Consider the following 24,030-nt stretch of genomic DNA (forward strand, 5'->3'; position numbering starts at 1 on the left):
CTAGCTCGTTTTTCGTTGTTTGTCAGCTTAACCGAAGTTATCTGACTTAGAATTTATTTGGTTGGTTTCAACGTTGTCGAAACCCGCACTCTGGCTATGTTCATTTCGTTAAAAATGATTACCTTACATTGTTCAGTTTTCAAAGATCTGCTCGCTTAACCTTCATTGCACTTAGCGCATTTCAGATTTGCGATTCAATCACCGTCATCTCTGACGGTTATTACATTGTAACACCATTGTTTTATTCTGTCAACAACTTTTTTACAAGTTATTTACGAGATTTAAACATTCAGGCTACTCACAACACTCTGTGTTGTTTGTCGTCTTCAACTGACGACTTGATTATCTTACCAAATTAACACGGGGAACGTCAACCCCTTTTTTAAATTTTTTCAGTTTTTTCTTCAGGAGGTTCTATATACTATTAATGAATGTATAAAAAACTGTCTCTAAAGGCCATACCTTAGACTGTTTGTAATACACAAAAAACGAGGCTCTCATCTGAGCCTCGTTCAGTTTAATATACGTATGTTATACAGCAGGTCAATTTATCTTGTAATAATATACTACTTAATATGCTACTAATACTCTACTTTTTCGCCCAACTCGAATTCACCTTTAGACGTAATTACACGTTCCCCTTTAGCTAAGCCATTTACAATAGCCGTATAATCATCATCGGTTTCACTGGTTTCTACTACGCGAACGTCCACCGTATTATCGGCAGTTACTACATAGACGAACTTGCCATCTTTGTTTTCACGAACGGCGTCTTTAGGAACGGCAAGTACCGGTGCTTTGGCTTCTGATTCAATAACCAACGTATAGAACTCGCCCGGCTGAATGAGGCCATCCGCATTCAAGAAGGTCGCTTTTACTAATACGCTTGGCACGCCGGCCGGTGCATTGGTGTCTATATACGTTATTTCGCCCGGAATCTGTTTGTCATCAATTTTTAAATATACCTTAATGGATGGTTTAATCGTCGGCTCGGCCAACTTAAGCGCAAAATTCTGAGGAATACTTAGGGATGCTACAACCGGTGAACTCTGCTGAATGAGCATAAACGGTCTACCTTCAATAGCAACCTTTCTATCTTCATTATAAATAGCTGCTACTCGCCCATTAATTGGCGATACAATTTGAGCCTGGGCAATTTGTGTCTGCAGTTGAGCAATAGCGGCTTGGATACCGGCCGTTTCCATGCCGCCGGTGGACACATAGCCGCCGCCACTCGTCACAACAGTTGCCTGCGAACGTTGCACAATGGTCTGGTATTCTTTTTCAGTAATGATCCCGTTCTGCATCATTTCTCGAGCACGGTTCACATCAGCCGCCGACACTGCGCCCGGTACGATAGTCGTCTCTTGTGGTACAGCCTGTACACCACCACTGCTTTGTGCTTCACCAAGTTGTTGGATCAACTGATTCAGTTGTTGCTGCATGGTACTCGTATCAAGCATAGCCACAACCTGACCTTGCTTAACTTCATCGCCCACTTTGACCGCCATCGTCGCCACCTGCCCGGAAACGGTCGGTTCAATTGTCGCTTTATTTAAAGCCGTAATATTGGCGTCATTATTAATTTTAACCGGCATCTCGCGCATATCCGCCTCGGCTGTTGTTACCTTCGTCGGTCCAAAGCACCCGGCCATAAGACCGGCTACCATAACAATCATTACCATGAATAGCCATCGAAAACGTCGCTGTCGTTCTTCCATAACTAATCCTCCTTCTCCGGTTATTTTACAATCTCTTCAAATTCTTCATTGCCGTGAAAACGCTCAAAATGATCTTGCGTGCGCGCTACTTCTTTCACACTTTTGTCCAGCGCAATGGCCTGCCGCAAATATTGCAATGCGTTAGCATCCTGCCCCTGGTCCGCATAAATAGTAGCTATGCCATACACCGACCAAGTATTGGTTGGATCCTTAGCCAATAACGCATCAAACCAAAATTTAGCATCATTCAATTGCCCCTGCAATTTATACAGCATGGCCATATTGTAATAATTGCTTAAATTATTTGGATTGATATTATATGCTTTTTTTGCCAAAACCAGTCCCCCCGCGGGATCACCGTTTAGCCCCATGGCCATTCCTTTCAACGAATAGGCCGCATCAGAATTCGGATACTTTTGCAAAATCTCATCCGCTTTTGCAATAGCACCGGGATAATCATTCGACTGCAATAATTTAGTTGCTTCTTCCAATTCCGTCGTCGGTACCGGCCCTTTCATGGCAACTGTATTAGACGTCACAGTCTTTCCGGGGTCTACCGAAGGCGTCTGCTCGGCAGCTAAACCGCATCCCCCCAAAAGCAAGGCTGCACCGAAAAACAAGGCTGTCACTATATGTAATAACTTCACTAATGGCTCCTTTACTATATGCGCAAAACACGCCGTAACTATATTCTAAGATTCGATATGCTAATAATTGATTTATAATTAACTTATTTACTTATTTCTATTTGTCTGTTCTTAATTATATACTATTTTGAATATTTTAAAAATCTCTAATGTTCAAAAAAATCGCCGAATATAGCAAAATGGGCCCGTTTATATCGAACTCACTAAAGAGCCCATGTGTTATGTAATTACTCAAACGATACGACTTACAACGGTACTTGCAATGCTACTTGCAACGCTGCTTACAATACTACTTACAACGCTTTTTACAAAGTTACTTACATGCTACTTAATGTGGTAGGCATCTTTAAAGGCCTGTAATTGAGCATCTTCCAATTTTAAGCCCGTTGCTTCATAGACAGCAATTGCTTTTTGCATGTTTTCATAAGCAGTCGGTACGATTTTGGTAAAACGCTGTGCAAAGTTTTGCCAATTGTCCAAAATGTGACGACCTTTACGACTATCTGTATGCAATACATGTGCTTCTACCAAAGATTTAATGCGTTTTAAATCTTCATTCGTAGCCGCACGCGGTTCTACCAACGCAGTATTGCACTTGCGCACGTCAAAATCAAGAATGTACGCATAGCCACCGGACATGCCGGCCCCGAAGTTACGACCGGTGGGACCTAAGATGAGAACTTCGCCGCCGGTCATGTATTCACAACCGTGGTCGCCCACGCCTTCTACCACGGCGGTAATACCACTATTGCGGACGGCAAAACGTTCACCGGCTCGGCCGCTTACATAGGCTTCACCGGAAGTGGCCCCATAAAAAGCCACGTTACCGATGATAACGTTCTGGTCTGCTTCAAAAAGCGCCGCTCTCGGCGGATATACCGTCACCACGCCACCGGACAAGCCTTTACCTACATAGTCATTAGCGTCACCTTCCAGCACCATAGTCATGCCTTTTGGAATGAAGGCGCCAAAACTTTGACCGGCACTGCCAACAAAGCTGAGTTTAATCGTATTCGGAGCTAAACCGTCAGCGCCGTATTTTTTAGTAATTTCACTGCCCACGATAGTGCCTACTACGCGGTGCGTATTGTTGATGGCCAATTTAGCACGAATCGGTTTCTGCTCTTCAATAGCCGGACGACACATGCGGAGCAATTTGCCGGCATCTAACGTTTTTGCCAATTCATGGTCTTGTTCGTGTTGATGGTAATGACCGACAGAAATATCCGTATATGGACGGAAGAGAATTCGTTTCAAATCGACGCGGGATAATTTGTAATTATCATCCACCACTTTTTGACGTAACAAGTCTACACGACCAACCATTTCTTCTACGCTGCGGATGCCGAGTTTAGCCATGATTTCGCGAAGTTCACGAGCTAAAAAGAGCATCAAATGTTCCACATACTCCGGTTTGCCTTTAAAGTTTTTACGTAACTTTTCATCTTGCGTTGCTACGCCGTATGGACAGGTATTTAAATTACAAACACGGGCCATTTTACAACCTACGGCAATGAGCGGCAAGGTACCGAAACCAAACATTTCAGCCCCTAAGAGCGCTGCTACGGCTATGTCAAAACCGGTCATCAATTTGCTATCCACTTCGAGCACAATGCGGTCACGCAAACGATTGAGAAGTAAGGTCTGATGCGTTTCGGCGAGGCCCAATTCCCAAGGAGCCCCGGTGTGACGCATACCGGTACGACCGGCCGCGCCGGTGCCGCCGTCATAACCGCAAATAAGGATATTATCGGCTTTCGCTTTGGCTACACCTGCAGCGATGGTACCAACACCCGCTTCGGCTGCTAATTTCACACTGATACGAGCATCGCGATTGGCGTTTTTCAAATCAAAAATTAATTCCGCCAAATCTTCAATAGAGTAAATATCGTGATGAGGTGGTGGCGATACCAGTTCTACACCCGGCGTGGAGTGACGGGCTTTACCGATTGGCGGATATACCTTTTTGCCCGGCAGCTGACCGCCTTCACCAGGCTTGGCACCTTGGGCACATTTAATTTGCAATTCCTTGGCATTGACTAAATATTCGGAGGTTACGCCGAAACGGCCTGATGCAATCTGTTTAATTTCACTGCATCGATTGTCTCCATTAGGCAACAATTTATAACGGTCCGCATCTTCGCCGCCTTCACCGGAATTGCTCATAGTCCCCAAACGGTTCATGGCAATGGCGATGGTTTCATGTGCTTCCTTACTGATAGCGCCATAACTCATGGCGCCCCCTTTAAAGCGCTTTACGATAGATTCTACCGGTTCTACTTCTTCGATAGCGATGCCGCCGCCCACCGGGAAATTGAACTCGAGCAAACTGCGAAGTGTTACATGGTAATCATTGCGAATCGCCGACGCATACTCTTTGTAGAGTTCATAATTATTTTCAATACAAGCGCGCTGCAATAAATCAATGGTCTTCGGATTGTATAAATGAGGTTCCCCGTCCTTCATAGGACCGTAGAAACCACCCGCTTCAAGAGCTGTGTCGGCCGGTTCTTCGAAAGCACGATGATGACGACTCAATGCTTCCAACGCTACCCCATCAGTACCGATACCGCCGATACGAGTCGGCGTATTCACAAAATATTTACCGATGAAATCGCTGTTAAGGCCTACGGCTTCAAAAATCTGAGCACCTTGATAACTGCGCACCGTGGAAATGCCCATTTTGGACATAACTTTTAAAATACCGTTTACCGCTGCTTTAATATAGTTTTGTTCAGCCTGTTCCGCCGTAACATCGCCTAAACGACCCTGTTTTTGTAAATCCGCTACCGTTTCAAGGGCAACATACGGATTAATAGCCGTTACACCATAGCCGATTAAGGTACAGAAATGATGAACTTCACGCGGTTCCCCCGATTCGAGGACCAAACCGATATCGGTGCGAAGTACTTTTTTAATTAAATGATTGTGCACCGCTGCTACCGCGAGCAGTGCCGGAATGGCTACATGATTGGCATCAACGCCACGGTCGGACAACACCAACACATTATGGTCGGAGCGCGCCGCTTCTTCCGCTTTTTCACAAAGAGTCTGTAACGCTTTGCGCATCCCTTGAGTGCCTTCGGCCGGGTCAAAAAGAATGGATAAAACGGTGCTCTTCATGCGGCGACAATCTAATTTACGAATGGCGGCAAATTCTTTATTTGTCAAAATCGGACTATCCAAGTACACACAATAAGTGCCGCTTTTGTGCGGATCCATCATGTTGCCGCTGTTGCCGAACATTACGCCGGTGGAGGTTACCATTTTTTCTCGAATCGCATCGATTGGCGGATTCGTGACTTGCGCAAATAATTGTTTAAAATAACTGTACAACAACTGCGGTTTATCCGATAAAATGGCCAACGGTGCATCAGCCCCCATAGCCCCTACCGGATCTTTGCCGTCTTTAGCCATAGGCTGTAACATGCGCACCAAATCTTCCTGAGTATAGCCGAAAGCTTGCTGCAATTCTTTCAAGTTGGTCACTGTCGGAATTTCATCATCCGTCGCCTGCTCAATGCTGTCCAAGTGAATGATATGTTCTTTCACCCATTCCCCGTACGGTTTTTCAGTAGCAATGCGATGTTTAATTTCTTCATCCGATACAATACGCTGTTCCTTCGTATCAACGAGGAGCATTTTGCCCGGTTCCAAACGACCTTTATAGCGGATGTTTTCAGCTGCTTCATTGACAACGCCTACTTCGGACGCCATAATGAGGCGATCATTGCCCGTAATATAGTAACGGGACGGGCGCAAACCGTTGCGGTCCAACACACCACCGATAACGGTACCGTCCGTAAAGCCCATAGCAGCCGGACCATCCCAAGGTTCCATCATGAAGCTGTTAAACTCGTAAAAGTCTTTTTTCTCCTGACTCATGAGCTCGTTGTTTTCCCAAGGTTCCGGAATCATCATCATCATGGCATGTGGCAAACTGCGGCCCGTCATATATAAGAACTCAAGCGTGTTGTCGAACATGGCCGAATCGGAACCGGTGTCGTCAACAACGGGGAATACTTTTTTAATTTGCGGGAAATATTCCGAATCGGCTTTGCCTTCACGGGCATTAATCCAGTTAATATTGCCGCGAATAGTATTAATTTCCCCATTATGAACGATGAAGCGATTCGGATGAGCCCGCGCCCAGCTTGGGAATGTATTGGTACTGAAACGGGAGTGCACCATGGCTAAGGCCGACGTGAAATCCAAGTCCACTAAATCAAGATAAAATTCTCGGAGTTGCTTTGGTGTGAGCATCCCTTTATAAACGATGGTTTTGGCGGACAATGAAGCAATGTAGAAGTCGCCGCTTTCCGCTTTACTGAGGGGAATAATCTGTTTTTCCGCTTCTTTACGAATTACATACAGTTTGCGTTCAAACTCTTCATCGTTCATGATATTATCGCCTTTACCGATAAAAATCTGGATGAGCCAAGGTCGAATGGCAGCCGCTTCGGCACCCACTGCATGGGAATCGACCGGCACTTCACGCCAACCGAGTACGACTTGACCTTCTTCACGAACAATGTTTTCCAAAATCGCCTTCTGCTTATTGCGAAGGGTTTCATAACGATGGGCAAATACCATGCCTACGCCGTAACTGCCAACCGGCGGCAAGGAAAAACCCAACACTTCACATTCACGACGGAAAAAGTCGTGCGGAATTTGCACCAAAATACCGGCGCCGTCACCGGATGAAGCATCGGCGCCACGCGCGCCACGATGTTCCAAACGTTCCAAAATACGTAAACCGTCATCGATAATATCATGAGATTTACGGCCTTTAATATCGACTACAAACCCCATACCACAGGCGTCTTTTTCATAGGCCGCATCATATAAACCCTGCTTTTGCCATTGCCCCTGTTCCTGCTGCTGAATTTCAATCTGCGTTTTTCCTTGTTGCTGTACGCTTCCTGATTTTTGATATGTCCCTTGATGTGCTTGTCCCATAAGCCCTTGCTCCTTCCAAACCCTATACTCTCTCTTTAGCTGCCCTAGCAGAGGCAGATGCTATTTCTATATTAAGACAATCACTGTTGTTCAACGAATCCGGGCCCGCCTCCCCAAAGCTATATCAAATAGCCCCGCCGGGAATCTCTATTAGCCTGTGCCAACGTCTAACAATCTATGATTATACGCCTTATATCCATTCTATAGAAAATAGATTGTTTCTATTATATACCTATTGTCAAAAAAAATCATATAGCAATATGCCATACATATTGTGCATTAATCTCATGTATACAAGGTACTTCTAAATACAAAAAACCTCTCCGAATTATTTTCAGAGAGGTTTTCAGATTTACCATACAGATCGTCAAATAACAACTTTCTGTATTTTTAATCTATTTTAACTTATAAATTTACACTTTTATTATATTCACCTACATAGCTTCGCGAGTCGACAAATCATACACGCTCACGCCATCGAGCTGCGCACTGCGTTCCGCCGTGCCCTGCTGACAGGTAAAGATCAAAATTTGTTCACTTTGACCGATATGAGCCAATAGCTTCAAGGCCGCATTTTGTCGACCTTCATCAAAGCGCAACAAAATGTCATCCAAAATAATCGGCAATGATTCCACCCGCTGTGCAAACACGCTGGCCAAGCTGAGGCGCAAGGCGAGATATACCTGATCGCCCATGCCGCTGCTCCAACGTTCCGTCGGTACCACTTCACCGGATGCCAACACGGCTTCCACATTGGCAGTGCTGTCCCCCAATTGCAAGGTATATTTGCCATCTGTCATCAAAGACAAATATTTCGAAGCCTTCGCCATAGCTTCCGGCTGACGGTCTTTTTCATAGTCCATCTGTGCCAGTTCCATGAAATGGCTTACCAAAACTTGGGTCGCCCAGGCTGTTAAAGCTTCCTGCAATTCCCCTTCCAACTGTTGTTCTTCCTGCAGCGCCAAGGACAGGGCCTTATCCTGCGATAAGGTGCGCATCGCTTCCTGAATCTGGCCGCGTTTTTCATACAAAGCAGCTAACCGTTTCTGCAAGGCCGCCATTTCCGAATGGCTTCGTTCCGCTTCGGTCTGCCATTTTTCTTTATTGCCCGATTTCAAACGACGATACAAAGCTTCCTGACCGTCTTTCTTCGGTGCAAACAAGGCCAATTGGTCACGGCTCTGTTCGTACACTTTTTGCCACTGCACATATTGATCCTGCAATAATAAACGCTGACGATATTCGCCGGCCGTAGCGACCCCGGTCTTTTGTAAAAACTCTTGCTGTTCCAACAACAGTGCCTTTTCTTGGCGGCTCCACTGCTCGTATTCCTCATGATAATTGCGACGCTGTGATTCTTTTTGTTCCCAACGAACCTGGTTTTGGCGATGGGATTTCAAAAGATTATAAACACGACGCAGTTCAATCGGCGTAACCGGAATATCCAGTTCCAATTTTTCCCATAAAACCGCACAACGCGATTCAATATCCTTAAGGGTTGCCTCATGTTCGGCCAAGCGTTTTTCATAATCTTTATACTGGTTGAAATCTTCCATATACGTATCGTATTCCTGTTTGAGGGCAAAGAATTGATTGTCCGTCAAAACACGGCTGGCCCCTTCCGGTAACCAACGTTGCCAAGCTTCCATGGCCGCATTGCCGGCGGCTTCCAATTTTTTACCTTCTTCCAGCCACTGATTATGCACCTGTTCATAGCTGTGAATTTTAGCCAAGATTAAATTCTGATTACTGAAGGCCGCCCGTTTAGCTGCTACCGAATCTTCCAAATCCTTAATATCGGCCGCGGTTTTGGGTTCCGATAATTCCAAATCACGAGCCATGGCTTTTACCAGTTCTTCCCAACGTTCACGCTGGTGCAAAGCTGCTTCGCGAAGGCCCGTAAATTTGCGACCTTGCTGCCAACCGTAGCCAAAAGCACCCGCTGCTAAAATGAAGCAAAGAATACCTGCCCAAAGGCCTATATCGGGAAGCACCATCATGAGGACAATACCAATAACAATGAGTGCGATGGCACCATAGCGATATAAAGGTGACGGGCCACTTTGGTTGAGTTCATTTTCCTTAGCTAAGCTATTTTCATACTCCGTAAAGGCCTGTTTCAATTGGGCCACGCCTGTTTCCAATTCCTTAAGGGAATTTTCTTCGTCTTTTACCGTAGAGTTGGCAATGTCTGCCGGCTCAACCGGTTTACGACCTTGCCAATTCAAATAATTGTCTTGGGCACTGCGCAGTTCACGGGCCAGTTTTTCACCGGTTGCCCAGTCCACTTTTTCCGGCATTTGTGCATCCGCCCGCCAAACATTATGCAAAGTGCGGGACAAATCCAACTGTTCTTTAACTCGTTTTAAATAGTTACGCCCTTGTTCACAATCCTTTTGAAGTTGCGTCCACTGGCCTAATTCTTGGAACAGGTTTTCAATCTCTTGACTGTAAACGCCTACCAAAGAATCGGGGGCAAAGTTTTCCGGCACGAGCCCCGCTTCTTTACCGCTCCAAAGCTTCATATTATTACGGCATTCCGTAATCTTTTCGTCCAATTCATAGAAAGCGTCTTTTTCAAGCAAATCTGTAACCGCATAGGTATTCATCTGCTCTTTCGCATGTTCTGCCCGCTTATATACATCCCAGGCCCGCAATACAAGATCCACGTCTTTGCCGTAATCTTGCCATTCTTTAAGGCGCTCCTGCAATTCCTTTTCCGTTGTGGCGATGCCGTCCAATTCCTGTTGGTACGCCGTATAAGCCTCTTCATTTTTACCGAGGTCCGCCATCTTTTCACGAAGCTGTTTCAACCGCTCCATGAGCACATTGATTTTCCGCTTCCCATTCGCCGAAGCTACCAGTAAATCGGAGGAGGCTTTTTCAATATCCTTCACGGCCGTGCTGAGGCGCTCTCCACCCTCACCGCCGAAGAAGCGAGCTCGCACTTCCACTTCGGCCAACACATCCGCACCTTGCAATTCATCAACGGTAATGGCAAAAATTCTATCATAGGTCTTTTTATCAAGACCATGCCACCATAGAGCGGCCGGTTCTTCCGAAATCGGACCTTTGCCTAAAGGATAGAAATTAAGCTTTTTGCCGTCGCGACCGATATGATAGGCCACGCCGTCCCGTTCTACCACAAGATAGCCCGAACCGTAGCCGTACGTTTTACTTTTTTTACCAAACAACAAAAAGCGAAGGGCTTCCAATAAGGAGGTCTTACCGCTTTCGTTGGGGCCGTAAATAACTTGTACCCCTTCGGCGGCCGGTGTAAACGACCATTCGTGATAAGGGCCAAATTCTTTAATATATATTTCCTTAATCCTCATCCGTATCTCCCATGAGGCAACGAGCGCCTTCCGCTTCCGCTCGTCGCAATGCGTCTAATAAAACATCATCTGTCAACAGTTCCTGATACATACCGAGCCTTTTACTTTCCGGCCGTTCCGCAATTAGATTGCGAATCGTTGAAGCGCGTTCTACGGCCGGCAGTTTGGCGATTGTATCATAACTACGCAAATAGTCGCCTACCATATCTTCCATTTCACGGCGCGCCGTCCAGTCCGTTACGCCTCGCGTGCGGTCCACGATACTGAAAGGCATGACGAAATTAAACTTATTACGTTCTTCCGCCTGCGCCATTTCAAGCCAAGTTTGGCGCACCTCGTCTTGACTGCAAAGTTCATACAAAGCCCCTTCGCCGGTGAGCACAATTTCGAGGAGTACCTGCTTTTTCAGTTTACGCAGCATTTCCTTCTTATGGCGAATCATTTCCACCATATCGCCCATACTGCCAAGGGCACCAATATCTATGGTTACCTGCTCAAAGCGAATGGGCGCCGTTTCGTGAAACTGCAGGGTCACACGACCTTTGGCGGTTACATCAACCAGATAGCAACCTTTAGGTCCCAATTCTTTTTTATGAAGGCCTTGAATATTACCGGCATACACCACATAGGGCGTTTCGTTTAACACCTGCCGTTTATGAATATGGCCGATAGCCCAATAATTCATAGGCGACGCCGTCAATTCCCCCAGCGTAGTGGGCCCCACCGTTTCGTGCTCACCGGCTGAGCCTACGGTACCGTGAAAAATCCCGATGGAAAAAGGATCGTCCGACCAAGGTTTCAATTGCTGCGCCACATTGTCGGCCCGGTTTTGATTGCTCGTACTGATGCCGTAGATATACGCGGCCACCTTATTTTTCACATATAAAGGCTGGCGCTCACTCTTAGTGGCGCTGAACACATACACGGAACTTGGTAAGCTGATTTTGGCCGCCCAACTTTCCGCCGGATCATGATTGCCCTGTACTAAAAATACGGGTATCTTATGCTCGCTTAAACGTTCGCATTCATAGGCAAAACGCACCTGTGCTTCCAAATTATGCTTTTCACTATCATAAATATCGCCCGTAATCAGCACGGCGTGCACCTGCTGTTCAATGGCAAAATCCACAATATTCGTAAACGACTGATAGGTAGCACGATTGACAGCTTCGTCCACTTGCTTGCCTAATGATTTTAAATATTTAAAAGGAGTCCCCAAGTGGAGGTCTCCACATTGTATAAAGCGAAATGGTATCATCTCACAGTCCTTTCCAAGCGTTGCCCAGTTCTTTTACGGCCGCTTCCAATTCGTTGGTCGGAATCGCACTGAATGACAACAGACAACGGACTTCGTCATCACCGTCCGCTTCAATGCGCACATCACAACCGGCCTCACGAGCTTTTTGCAAAAGAGCGTCCGCTCCCTTATCCGTAAAAATCGTAAGACCTATATAAACACCGCCTTCCGGCAGATATACTTTAACGGTATCGCCAAATGTTTGCTGCAACTGTGCCGCTAAAACCTTACTTTTATCCGCATAGTGCTTACGCAAACGACGAATTTGTTTGGACCACTCGCCATCCTTAATATAACGCGCCCATACAAGCTGCTCCATGACACCGGCACTTTGCCGATACGATGTGCGATAGGTTAAAAAATCGCTCCACAGCACCGGTGGCAAAACCATGTAACTGATGCGAATAGATGGGGGCAACACTTTTGATGGGGTCCCCAAATAGATAACCCGCTCCGTCGTGGCCATCCCCTGCAAGGAGGAAATAGGTCGTCCGTAATAGCGAAGTTCGCTGTCATAATCATCTTCAATGAGATAACTATTTTGCTCCGCCGCCCAGTGTAACAATTCCTTGCGCCGGCCTACACTCATGACTCGGCCCTGCCTATCGCCATGAGACGGCGTGCAGTACAAAGCTTCCACACCGGCTTTATGGAGGTCTTCCAACAAGGTCTCACTATGCTGGTCCACGGTGATAACGGTAAATCCGTAATCCTTAAAAATATGCGTTACCCCGATGATAACACTGGCATCAACGGCCACCGTGGTGAGACCGGCACGTTTTAAAAGGGCTGCCAGCATCATGACCATGGCCTGAGTACCGCTACCGATAATAATATGATCCACCGTGGTACGCACAGCGCGGGCATTATTCAAATACTGCGCCAGCTCAGCCCGCAGTTCCGGTTCCCCTTGCGGATGGCCGTAGGCCAAAAGCCGTTCCGGTTCACGCAAGATATAACCGATATAACGCTTCCACCGCGTATAGTCAAACCCCTCCGGATCCATGGCACCGGTAGCAAAATTATAGCGAATCGGCACGGCCTGCGTTGCTTTAGAGGATAGTTCCCCTTGATTGGTTAACCTCGTAGAGGCCACCCTAGTTTCGTTTTGTATCACACCGCTTAGATCCAATTCGGTTGTCTTTTCATTCAAAATATTGTCAACCTCGGCAACGGTTCCACTCATTTCATGATTCTTTTCAAAATGAGAGCCATTGTCCAATAAAATCGGTAAAGGCAACACTTCATAGGGCGAGCGATCATGAGCCTTAATATAGCCTTCCGCGGCCAACTGCAAATAGGCCTGCTCCACCGTTATCTTGCTTACCCCTACTTCACCGGCTAAGGAACGAACCGACGGTAAACGGGAACCGGCCGCATATTGTCCGTGCTCAATTCGAGATTTAAGGTATTGATAAATCTGTTCATATAAAGGCGTGACACTTTTACGTTCAATTGTTAACAGATGGCTCGCCCCCTCACCGACTTTTAAATCGTGTAAAACAATACTTACTACATTACTTCTTATTTTATCACAGCCTCTTGAAAATGGTAATCTGTCCTATCCATTTTTTGTAAATTTTTTACAAACTGACATTACAATTGTTAACCATATTTATAATTTTCGGTTATTGTTAACTATAATTAAAATTCATGGTTGACTATCTTAAATCATGTTCGTATAATATAGGCAACGGCTAATGGTTAATATCAAGTAGACCCACAGCCGAAGCTCCCAGGTAGAGCGGGATAAACTAAAGAAATACAGAGGTGTAGGTTCATGACAACAAAACAAACTATTGGCTATGAAGAAATTATTGCGTACGCCCAACGCATCTTAGATGGTGGTGAAATAACCCCAAAGGAAGCAGAAGAATTGATTCATGTTTCCGACGAAGATACAATGATTTTATTGGCTATGGCCGATAAAATTCGTCAAAAATTCAGTGGCAACGAAGTTGACCTTTGTGCGATTGTTAACGCACGTTCCGGCAAATGCCCTGAAAACTGTAAATTCTGCGCCCAATCGGCTCATCACGAAACAGGCGTTACCGTATATCCGTTTATGAGCGAAGAAGATATCGTTGAACACGCTCGTAAAGCAAAAGAAGCCGGCGCTATCCGCTTCTCCATCGTAACCAGCGGTCGTAACACCAACAATCCTAAAGAATTCGAACAGATTTTGAGTGCTCTTCGTCGTATTCACGAAGAAACAGGTCTTGAAATTTGCTGCTCCTTAGGTCTTCTTACTTACGAACAGGCTGTTCAGTTGAAAGCTATCGGTGTAACTCGTTACCATTCCAATATCGAAACAGCACCAAGCAACTTCCCTAACATTTGCAGCACTCACAACTTTGCTGATAAAATGTCCACCATTGAAAACGCTAAAAAAGCAGGTATCCGCGTATGCTCCGGCGGTATCCTCGGTCTCAATGAAACCTTGGAACAACGCGTTGAAATGGCTTATGAATTAAAACGTCTCGGCATTGATTCCGTGCCACTCAATATTTTGAATCCAATCAAAGGCACCCCATTTGAACACAACAAACCATTGCCTCCATTGGAAATTTTACGTACTTTTGCTATGTTCCGTTTCGTATTGCCACATGCACAGATTCGTACAGCCGGCGGTCGTGAAGTTAACCTCCGCGACTTACAAGCCTTAGCATTATCCGGCGGTCTCAACGGTATAATGGTAGGCGGTTACTTAACCACCGATGGTCGTTCCCCACTCCAAGACTTACAGATGATTGAAGACTTGCATTTGGAACGCACCGCGCCTCAGCCTATTCAGACTCAGGCTTAATTCGCTAACACTTCATTGCCGGCAACTTCATCACAACAGTTTGCCACCCAACTTCATCAGTGACAAGCTGACAACTAACTTCATCTCCGGCAATGAATGTTTATAAAAAGTTTTTCATTAACTTTCTTCAAACACGCTACAATATTACAACCTAAAAAAGGACCCCTCACAGGGTCCTTTTTAGGTTAACAAAAACGGTCTCACTCCTAAGCGAAGTAAGACCGTTTATTTTTTCACTACAAAATATTCTTATAATCCCCACAAAGCCAAGAGCGGTTCATAGATAAAGTGCAAGAAACTCCAAGCGCCGAGGCCGCATACAGCACCTACCAAGGCACCGTTAATACGGATCCAGCTCAAGTCATCCTCTACTTTCGATTCGATGAAATAGATAAACTTCTCTGTGCTGAGCGAGCCCAGTACTTGTCGCACAATGACGCCCAGTAGCGCATGACTGCGCAATAACACATAGCCGGCCATGTGCTGGCACATGTTTTCCAATTTAGCTTCCAATTCCGGGTTTTTACTGTAAACAGCCCACAACTCCTGCAACGACTGTTCCAATACATTAACCGGTGTGCCTTCTTCAAAAACATCTTCCTTATCGGACATGTGGATTACATTATGAATGTACGGACACACATAACTTTCCAGAACAGCTTCCCAATCCTGTTCATCAATCCAGCGTTGCCACACATCGTCGATAGCTTTACCGACGGTGCTGTTATAGGCCAACTCCTGCAAAGGACCAAGCCACTGCTGCATCCACACAAGACGCTCCGTGCTGCCCGGCTGTTTCCACCGCTCCAATATCATGTAGAGCTCACGCAACATGGCCATGGCCATATCGCGGGCATTAATAATGTCAAAGGTTTCCGAAGCGCCGATAAGAATGGCGGACAGAATATTTTCCTTACGAGCCTGAATCTCGCGATCAATCGTATTCGTAAGCCAGAACAAAACTTGCGGTTTATCAAGAGCTTCCTGCAGCAGCATGATGCCCTTAATAATCGTAGTTTCGTGCTTATTGGTTTTACAAACATCCGTTAAAAACTGCTGCAAAGGTCCCGTAATCGACTGGCGATGCAAGAAATAACGAAGCTTCTCAGCACCCCAGGCAGCCCATTCCTTTTCACTGCGACTATGCCACACTACATGGAGCAAACTGCGCAGTGCCTTACGAATGTACTGACGGCCCTTATCACTCTTGATATAACCGTCAATATAGGGCACGAATTTCACCGATTTCAAAGCACGCTGACACTGGTCCAAAGTCAAAAGACGCGTTTCAATGAGGTTAACCAAACCGGAAATCATGCGCTCTTTATTGCGCGGAATGAGCGCCGTATGATACGGGAAACCCAGCGGTTTACGGAATAAGGCCGTCACGGCAAACCAGTCCGCCACGGAACCGATAAGAGCCGATTGAACGAGCCAATATAAAGCATCATACCAGGTAGCGGTAATGTAGAATTGCCCCACAAAAACTATGGCGTATAAAACGGCGGAGATAGCTAATATACGATTAGCCCATACGCGATACGGTACACCACCAATCATAAGCTAACACCTCCTTGCACGAGTTGCGCCGCCACATAGAAGAGACCGCCCAACACAGCACCTACCAAGGAGCCGTTAATACGAATCATCTGTAAATCATGATATAACTTACCTTTAATCAAATCGGCCAAGCGTTCCGGCGAATAGGAATTTAATTCACGCACTACCGACGTATCTACAAAGGGCCGCAATTTACGAAGTAACGGCACCAGTTGATACAAAAGTAAGCGTTCCAAACTCTGCATTTTGGCCTTATCCTGCAATAAACTGCGTGCATAGGATTCAGCTTCTTCTTGAGCGCGTTTGAAAATTCCCTGCCAAGCTTTAGTGTCGCCGGCCATATCTACATCTTCCAGGGCATCCATAAGCCAAGTATTCTTTTTGGTTTCTATGTACGCGCGCCACTCTTTATTGCGTTCCAACTCAGATAAGAGCCAAAGCACCTTATTGTACACATACTGCCCCATGGGGGAGTAAATCGATTCTTGAGAGCGTAAAAACTCCGTTGCTTTGCGCTGAATTAATTCAGCCACTCGCTCCGGTGAAAAACTGTCACTGCCGAGGGCTAATGCCAGCTCTCGCCAAAAGGAGTTTTCCGCATAACGGCTCATCATCGCTGCCACGATACCCGTAATATACGGCTGGATTCCTTCAGAACCAATAAGACGCTGCGCCATGCGGTTAAGATAGAGCCACAACGTCTCGGCTGTTTCATATTTCATCAAAAGATGACCAAACCGAATGAGGAGCGGTGCCACTTCCCAGTGCTCCACGCCCTGTTTAATAGCGCCCGTCACTTCCTTGCGAAGGGGCGCCCCGTCAAAGCGATTGCCTAATTGTGAACCTACTTCTTCGATAAATTGATTCAGTTGTTTACGCCCGTCATCGCTCAAAAAGTACATGAGAATGCGCTTCGGCAACTGTTCTTTTTTAATAATCGTATATACCGGCTGAACTCTGAGGAGTTCTTCCACCATCATATAACGAGCCGTTTCCACCAAGCGGGCCTTACTGCGCGGTATAAGGGCCGTTTTATACGAAATCCCTAAAGGCTTTTTAAATAATGCGGTCACCGCATACCAGTCAGCCAGGCCGCCGATCATGGCAGCACCGCTTACATGAGTCAAAAAGCCGAATAAGGGCTCTTGGCGAAACGGATAAACGCCTAAAAATATAATCATCATACCAAACAATAAGCCGGTGGCAATCGGCCAATCCGTTCGTTGTTTCATACTCAATCCTTTCGAACTATTCAATACTTTACTCACCAAACTCAATCGAATTATTCAATCCCATACTCTTCTAATTCAACGCTGTCGCCCGTATGTTTCGGGCTCCAAACCGGCATATGTTCATACAAGGATTTAAAGTATAACGAAGGTTCCCAAACAGGACCGTGACGGTGCATCGGTACAAATAGTTTTGGCAAACGTCCTACCGCATGTAAGAACTCAAAGGCGCCCCATTCACGGGCCGCTTCCAAGCGATCGTCTACCGGGAACATGGCAAGATCCGGCGTGATGCCGGCAATACGTTTAAATTCCTTGGCCGCAAAATCACGAGCAAAGTCGATATTTTCCGGTGTATCACCGAGCCAATGCCACCAGTTCAAATCGCCGGCATGGAAAATCGTAGCATCACCGGTATCGATTAAGAAGGACCCGCCTTCATCGGTGGAGCCGTACATGGTAACTTTAAGGTCTTCAACGTACGTCGTATCCCCTACGGCCATAACCGTAGTTCGTTCTTTAGGCATATCTTTATGTGGCACATCGGTATGCACAATGTAACGTGTTGTAGGGCTGTTAAAATCCAAAATAGCCGGCGAATAATGGTCGCCATGCCAATGGGTCACGAAGAACCTCAATACTTTACCTGCCGCTTGCGCTTTTTTGACAACCTGCGCTTCATCTTTCCAATAATCAAAGACATAACAGGTATCACCGGCATCAAGCATAAAACCGCTGTGTTCTAAATAATATAGTTTCATAGTATCACCTCTACTTAAGAGTCATAGATTATAGTAAGCCAAATATCTTAGCCAAAACAGGTCTTAAGAAACGCCTTATTGATAATATTATTACTAACAACTTCTATTATACCATAAAACACAAGCTAAAAAACTCCGTTATTGTCAGAGTTTTTCAAAAACCTACTACAATAACGGAGTTTATTATTCATTCGCTATATGAAATTCTTATTCAACACTTTCAGCTGCTGCAATAGCTACAACATCAACGATGTCGGTAGCGAAGCAACCACGGGACAAGTCATGAATAGGAGCTGCCAAACCTTGAATCAATGGTCCAAGAGCGGTAGCACCGGCAAAACGTTGTACCAATTTGTAACCGATGTTAGCTGCCTGAAGATCAGGGAAAATCAAGATGTTAGCTTTACCGGCTACTTTGCTGCCAGGCGCTTTGCGTTCAGCAACAGATGGTTCGATAGAAGCATCAAGCTGTAATTCGCCGTCGAAGTCGAAATCTACATTGCGTTCTTTCAACATTTCAACAGCTGCAACTACTTTATCTACTTCAGGAGAGGACGCAGAACCTTTAGTGGAGAAAGATAAGAAGGATACGCGAGGGTTAGCCATGTTGCCAACTTTGCGAGCTTTTTCTACGGAAGACATAGCGATGTCAGCCAATTGTTCGGAAGTTGGGTTAGGAATAACGCCGCAATCGGAGAATACGAGCATACCGTCGTCACCATATTGTTTTTTGTCAGAGAAAACAAACATGGAGCTGGATACGGTTTTAAGACCAGGTTTAGTACCTACAACCTGTAAAGCGGCACGCAATACGTTAGCCGTAGGGCTGGCAGAACCGGCTACCATGCCGTCAACTACACCGAGGTGTACCAACATAGCACCGAAGAATAAGCAATCACCAAGCATAGTTGCTTTTGCTTTTTCAGGAGTCATACCTTTTTTAGCGCGTTTTTCTACGAAAATGTCGATCATTACAGGTAAACGATCATAAGTTTCAGGGTTGATGATTTCAGCACCGTCAACGTTGAAGCCTTCTTTTTGAGCCAATGCTTTAACTTCTTCAGGGTTACCAACCAATACAGGGGTTGCAAAACCTTCTTTAAGAATTAATTCAGTAGCTTCTAATACACGAGCATCTTTGTATTCAGGTAATACAATTTTCTTGCCTAATGGTTTTACTTTTGCTTTTAAGTTTTGTACTAATTCCACAATATCGTCCTCCTTGACTGTGAACGGTCCCCTTCAACGGACCTTTTATACTATTTTATTATATCAAATCTGCAACAGAGATTAAAGGGGCTCATGTCATATTACTTTTTGTAAATTGATATGACTTTTAGAGATAGGTCAATTGCTAATTCTACGCTTTAATCCGAGGAAACAAACTTTATCATCTAGTTGATAAAACTCTCTCCTGTATAACTACTTGTAGTTTTAAACATAAACGCTGATATAACTTTATTTTCCTACATTTTTTCTATGATATTTCTGAAAAAATTTGTACAAAAATTTCTTAAAATTCTCATTTACAGTATACAACGACTGGGGTATAATATTCTCAAATGTTAACCATTTTATTTATTGTAGGTTTACATAAGGGTTAACAATAGGTATTAGGGGTATTATTTTTAGAAAAGGGGTTTACGTATGAGAAATTCTAACATTCGTTTCATTTGCGAAATCGCCATCTTGGCCGCCATGATTGGGATTACCGGTGCCATTAAATTACCGAATGTGATTCCCGGTATAGAATTCCAGCTATCGGCACCACTTGCCGTTGCCATCTGCTGTGTATTCGGCTTTAAACGCTATATCATTGCCGGTTGTTTAGCCAGTGCCATTTCCCTCATGTTGGGCACTCATAACTTATTAAATGTAGCGATTCAGATGCAATTCCGCATCATTGCCGGTGCCGTTCTCTATTTAGGTCACCGAGCCGTTTGGTCACAAATAATTGCCGGTCCGATTGCATCTATCATTGCCCGCCTCACCTTGGGCCTATTCTTCGGCAAATTAGCTATGGCTATGATTCTTATGGCCGTACCGGGCTATATTTTTACCGCCATCTTCTCCCCACTCTTAGTCAAAGTGTTGTCCCGTGTTCGTCGCTCTGTTCCGGCACTCTCCGGAGGTGACAAAGCCAATGCTTTATAGTATTCGTATGCGTTCGGCTAAAGGCGGTGCCCATGAAAACGGTGGTCACCATATTTCCGGGGCCGAACGAATTTTGAGTAAAGAAGAGTTAGCGCAAACAGCCTCTGAACTCGTAACCAGGGCGTTAACTCACAGCAAAGGCTGTGCCGACTTTATTCGCATCACCATCGATGCCATCGAAGATGACGACATAGTGTATAAACCGGCTTTAGACGTTGCCATCACCAAAGCCGACTCCGTAACGGAAGGTCTCGAGGATGCGTACCGTCTCCTCGAAACCTCCGGCATTAAGCGCGACGCCATTCAAAAAGCCCTCCATACCCTGCGCAGTCAACCGGAAAACATGTGCGGTGCTTTAATCTGCAACGCCGAAACCGGCGAACGGATGGATGATTTAGGCCTCCGTGGCGTCCGTGTCAGCCGCATGGCCTTTGCCAATCCGGCTGATGCAATTCCTCACTTTGAAAAACAAGGTCATACCGGTGTTCACTTTGAAGAAGCGTTGGTGCTGGCATCTAAAGTATTAGGCTATCCAGATATTCTCGGTGAATTTTGCGTCTCTGATGACCCGGACTACGCCGTAGGTTATGTAAGTTACGGCCACACCTATCACCGCTTAACACCGGTCAAAAATCTGGGCGATCAACGAGGCGGTCGCATCTTTTTTGTAAAACCTGACACCGACCTCGACTCCTTGCGCCATTACTTGGAAGAAACTACCGTTTTGGTAACAATTGAAACGATTTAGCAAATTTTGTTATAATAAAGGTAGAAAATTTCAGAGAGATTATTATAATTAAAAACGTTTTTTATCGTAGATTATTAATTATAAGCGGGGAGTTACTATGTTTAGAAAAGCCATCTGGGAACAAATGAATCAAGAGCTGGAAGTGCTCAAAGCAGAACATCGTTTTCGTCAATGTGTCGCCTATACGCCTATCGATAGTACGCATATCGAGTTGGACGGCAAAAAGTATTTAATGATGGCCTCCAACAATTATTTGGGCTTTACCCATAATGCGGATGTCATGGCAGCTGCCCAAAAAGCCATTGAAACTTACGGCACCGGATCCGGCGGCGCTCGCCTCACGTCCGGCACTAATCCGATGATTACGGAACTGGAAGAAGATTTGGCCTTTTTTAAAGGCACTACCAAAGCACTAGTTTTCAACACCGGTTACATGGCCAATGTGGGCACCATTTCCGGTCTCATGAATCCGGGCGATCACATCCTCAGCGATGAATTAAATCACGCCAGCATCATTGATGGCTGCCGTCTCAGCGGCGCCAACGTGCATGTATATCGTCACAGCGACATGAAACACTTAGACGAACTGCTTGCGGACTTACCGGCAACAGGCAAACGACTCATTGTAACCGACGGCGTTTTCAGCATGGATGGTGATATTTGCCATCTCCCGGCCATTGTAAATTTAGCTAAAGAGCACGGAGCCTTGGTTATGGTTGACGATGCCCATGCGACCGGTATCATCGGCGAAGGCAAAGGGGTGGCTCATCACTTTGGCTTAAGCGATGACGTAGATATTCAACTGGGTACCCTCAGTAAAGCGCTCGGCAGTGAAGGCGGCTATGTATGCGCCAACGAGGTAATCATCAATACCTTAATTAATCACAGCCGCAGCTTTATCTTCTCCACCGCTTTAGTGCCGGCTGCCGTAGGAGCCGCTAAAGCTGCGTTGTCCCTTTTAGAAAAAGAACCGTATCATATCGCTCAGTTGCGTGCGAATGTACATGATATGTCAAAATATTTAGAGCGTCACAACATCCCGGTGGCTCACAATGCCATTCCGATTTTCCCTATCATCGTAGGGTCTGATGAAAAAGCCTTGGCGGTTCAAGATCAATTATTCGAAAAAGGCATTATCTTGACGGCCATTCGCCCACCGACCGTGGCACCCGGCGAAAGCCGCTTGCGCCTCACCGTATCGGCGGACCATACCAAAGAAGAACTATGGTACGTAGCCGATACCTTGGCTGAAGCGTTGGGCAAACTATAATCGGCATCACTATAACAGCTAATACAAAAGGAAGTAACGATTTCATCGATGAAATCGCTACTTCCTTTTTACTTTATTTACGCAACGTAATCGAGTCAAACTTCGTGCCGTCAGCCAAGTACGCATCAACGGTCAAACTATTATTATCCTTACGAAGGACTAAGTAGTTATCCCCATCAAGATAAGGGGACACATACTCATCCAGCGGATGGTCCTTCCAAATCTCGGCATATTTCACATCCCCCGCTACACCGGTAATGATATAGTACGGTCCGTTTTCACTGCGTTGGAAGTTTTCCACATGGCCGCGACGACGATACATGTGATAATGAGCCGACAATACCATGTCCACATCGTATTTTTCAAAAACGGGCATGAATAATTCACCCATATCACTGAAGCCGGCCGTCATGCGTGCCACCTTCGTATTCGGATAGCTAAAGGTATCGCGGTGCATGAGCACTACTTTCCAAGGCTTAGTCGTAGCCGCCAAATCTTCTTCAAGCCATGCCATTTGTTCATTACGCACTTCATCACGATAACTTTCATTCATCTCATTAAACTGCGTATTCAGCACCACGAAGTGAACATCGCCATAATCGTAGGAATAAAAAGCACGTCTGGAAGAATCGCCGGCAGCCTCGCTATAGGGCGCAGCCTTTGGTGCATCAAATTTAAAGAAATGGTCATACGCAGTGGGCTCTTTTATCTGCCAATCCAGGGAATAGTACTCATGATTGCCGCTAACGCCGACAAAAGGAATATTCGCAATCATAGGCTCCACCGCGCCAAACCAAGCATCCCACTGATAGGCCGATTCGCCATTATCTACAAGGTCACCCATGTTGACAAAAAACGTGGCTTCCGGATTTTCTGTATACGCCGTGTTTACCAAGCTTTGCCAGCCGCTATAGTCCAAGGACTGGGAGTCCGGAAAAATCAAGGCGGTAAAACTATTTTCATCCATCGTATGTAAGGTGTGCCAACCTTTGGTAATCACATTTTTGCCCACCTGATATTCATAAGTTGAATTTGGCGTCAAACCGGTAAGCTCCGCTCGGTATATATAGCGCACCGTCTTATCTTCTTCAAAGCGCTCCATCGTAGCCGGTACGGTCTCAATCGTACTATCCGATGCGCCGGCTATTTTATAAAGTACCACCGGATCAGCTTCCGGTGCGTGTGTTTCCCACATGATAATGCGGGAGTGCGTCATGTCCGGCGTAATTAATTGCCGTACATACATAGCCTCAGTCCCTGCCTGTGGCATCAATTCATAATACAATGTCCGCCCTTGACGCAACATGCCGGCGCCCCAAGCGGTTGAGCTGATAATGACCCCCATGACAACAATCAGCGCCACCATTGCACTTAGCCATGTAAACCAACGCTTACTTCTCTTTTTTTCTTCCATATATTGTTACTCCTCTTATCTCACACATGTTATCACACAAACTCTATACAACCAATCAACAAATCGAATATCTTCAATATCTTATATCGTCATTATATAGTTTGAAGTTAACTTCAAGTCAAGAAGAAT

General features: G+C 45.6%; 15 protein-coding genes. 4 read left to right on the plus strand and 11 right to left on the minus strand.

Features of this window, described 5'->3' with window-relative positions:
* Window positions 1-581: 581 nt before the first annotated feature.
* The 6 genes from EO124_RS04810 to pdxR form a co-directional block, all read right to left on the minus strand.
* Window positions 582-1,721, minus strand: a complete 1,140-nt coding sequence (locus EO124_RS04810) for an efflux RND transporter periplasmic adaptor subunit (protein ID WP_127058574.1) — start codon at window positions 1,719-1,721, stop codon at window positions 582-584.
* A 20-nt stretch (window positions 1,722-1,741) separates the two neighbouring features.
* A complete protein-coding gene (locus tag EO124_RS04815; RefSeq protein ID WP_127058575.1) occupies window positions 1,742-2,368 on the minus strand; it encodes a TPR end-of-group domain-containing protein in 627 nt (208 codons plus the stop codon).
* 324 nt (window positions 2,369-2,692) lie between these two features.
* Window positions 2,693-7,327, minus strand: coding sequence for a glutamate synthase large subunit (gene gltB, locus EO124_RS04820; RefSeq protein ID WP_127058576.1), 4,635 nt, complete (start codon window positions 7,325-7,327; stop codon window positions 2,693-2,695).
* A gap of 434 nt (window positions 7,328-7,761) precedes the next feature.
* The gene (locus EO124_RS04825; protein WP_127058577.1) at window positions 7,762-10,662 is read right to left on the minus strand and encodes an ATP-binding protein; all 2,901 of its coding nucleotides are present in this window, start codon (window positions 10,660-10,662) and stop codon (window positions 7,762-7,764) included.
* Window positions 10,652-11,920: a metallophosphoesterase family protein gene (locus tag EO124_RS04830; RefSeq protein WP_127058578.1), complete on the minus strand. Its 1,269-nt coding sequence runs from the start codon at window positions 11,918-11,920 to the stop codon at window positions 10,652-10,654. Before EO124_RS04830 ends, EO124_RS04825 begins: the two co-directional genes overlap by 11 nt.
* A 1-nt stretch (window position 11,921) precedes the next feature.
* Entirely contained in the window at window positions 11,922-13,466 is a 1,545-nt protein-coding gene (gene pdxR / locus EO124_RS04835) for a MocR-like pyridoxine biosynthesis transcription factor PdxR (protein ID WP_438873614.1), read from the minus strand.
* 273 nt (window positions 13,467-13,739) lie between these two features.
* On the opposite strand from pdxR, the gene bioB reads away from it, so the two are divergent.
* Window positions 13,740-14,765: a biotin synthase BioB gene (gene bioB / locus EO124_RS04845; RefSeq protein ID WP_021842376.1), complete on the plus strand. Its 1,026-nt coding sequence runs from the start codon at window positions 13,740-13,742 to the stop codon at window positions 14,763-14,765.
* A gap of 249 nt (window positions 14,766-15,014) precedes the next feature.
* On the opposite strand, the gene EO124_RS04850 is transcribed toward bioB, so the two are convergent.
* The 4 genes from EO124_RS04850 to pta all read right to left on the minus strand — a co-directional run bounded on the left by EO124_RS04850 (window position 15,015) and on the right by pta (window position 19,524).
* Window positions 15,015-16,325 carry a DUF445 domain-containing protein gene (locus EO124_RS04850; protein ID WP_127058579.1) on the minus strand — a complete coding sequence of 437 codons (1,311 nt, stop codon included), beginning with the start codon at window positions 16,323-16,325 and terminating at the stop codon, window positions 15,015-15,017.
* Window positions 16,322-17,557 (minus strand): DUF445 domain-containing protein, encoded by a 1,236-nt coding sequence (locus EO124_RS04855; protein ID WP_127058580.1) that lies wholly within the window; start codon window positions 17,555-17,557, stop codon window positions 16,322-16,324. The genes EO124_RS04850 and EO124_RS04855 overlap by 4 nt, the downstream gene beginning before the upstream one ends.
* 50 nt (window positions 17,558-17,607) lie before the next feature.
* The gene (locus EO124_RS04860) at window positions 17,608-18,315 is read right to left on the minus strand and encodes an MBL fold metallo-hydrolase (RefSeq protein ID WP_127058581.1); all 708 of its coding nucleotides are present in this window, start codon (window positions 18,313-18,315) and stop codon (window positions 17,608-17,610) included.
* Window positions 18,316-18,522: 207 nt separating this feature from the next.
* On the minus strand, window positions 18,523-19,524 hold the full coding sequence (pta, locus tag EO124_RS04865; RefSeq protein ID WP_127058582.1) for a phosphate acetyltransferase: 1,002 nt from the start codon (window positions 19,522-19,524) through the stop codon (window positions 18,523-18,525).
* A gap of 438 nt (window positions 19,525-19,962) precedes the next feature.
* Here pta and EO124_RS04870 point away from each other — a divergent pair, with 438 nt between their 5' ends.
* The 3 genes from EO124_RS04870 (at window position 19,963) to bioF (ending at window position 22,487) form a co-directional block, all read left to right on the plus strand.
* Window positions 19,963-20,469, plus strand: coding sequence for a hypothetical protein (locus tag EO124_RS04870; protein ID WP_127058583.1), 507 nt, complete (start codon window positions 19,963-19,965; stop codon window positions 20,467-20,469).
* Window positions 20,459-21,217, plus strand: coding sequence for a 6-carboxyhexanoate--CoA ligase (locus EO124_RS04875; protein WP_127058584.1), 759 nt, complete (start codon window positions 20,459-20,461; stop codon window positions 21,215-21,217). Before EO124_RS04870 ends, EO124_RS04875 begins: the two co-directional genes overlap by 11 nt.
* A gap of 97 nt (window positions 21,218-21,314) precedes the next feature.
* Complete coding sequence (bioF, locus tag EO124_RS04880) at window positions 21,315-22,487, plus strand: 8-amino-7-oxononanoate synthase (protein ID WP_127058585.1); 1,173 nt, start codon at window positions 21,315-21,317, stop codon at window positions 22,485-22,487.
* A gap of 73 nt (window positions 22,488-22,560) precedes the next feature.
* On the opposite strand, the gene EO124_RS04885 is transcribed toward bioF, so the two are convergent.
* Window positions 22,561-23,901, minus strand: coding sequence for a purple acid phosphatase family protein (locus EO124_RS04885; protein WP_127058586.1), 1,341 nt, complete (start codon window positions 23,899-23,901; stop codon window positions 22,561-22,563).
* Window positions 23,902-24,030 lie beyond the last annotated feature (129 nt).

Origin of the sequence: Veillonella ratti (assembly GCF_003992115.1) — a bacterium.
GTDB lineage: Bacteria > Bacillota > Negativicutes > Veillonellales > Veillonellaceae > Veillonella_A > Veillonella_A ratti.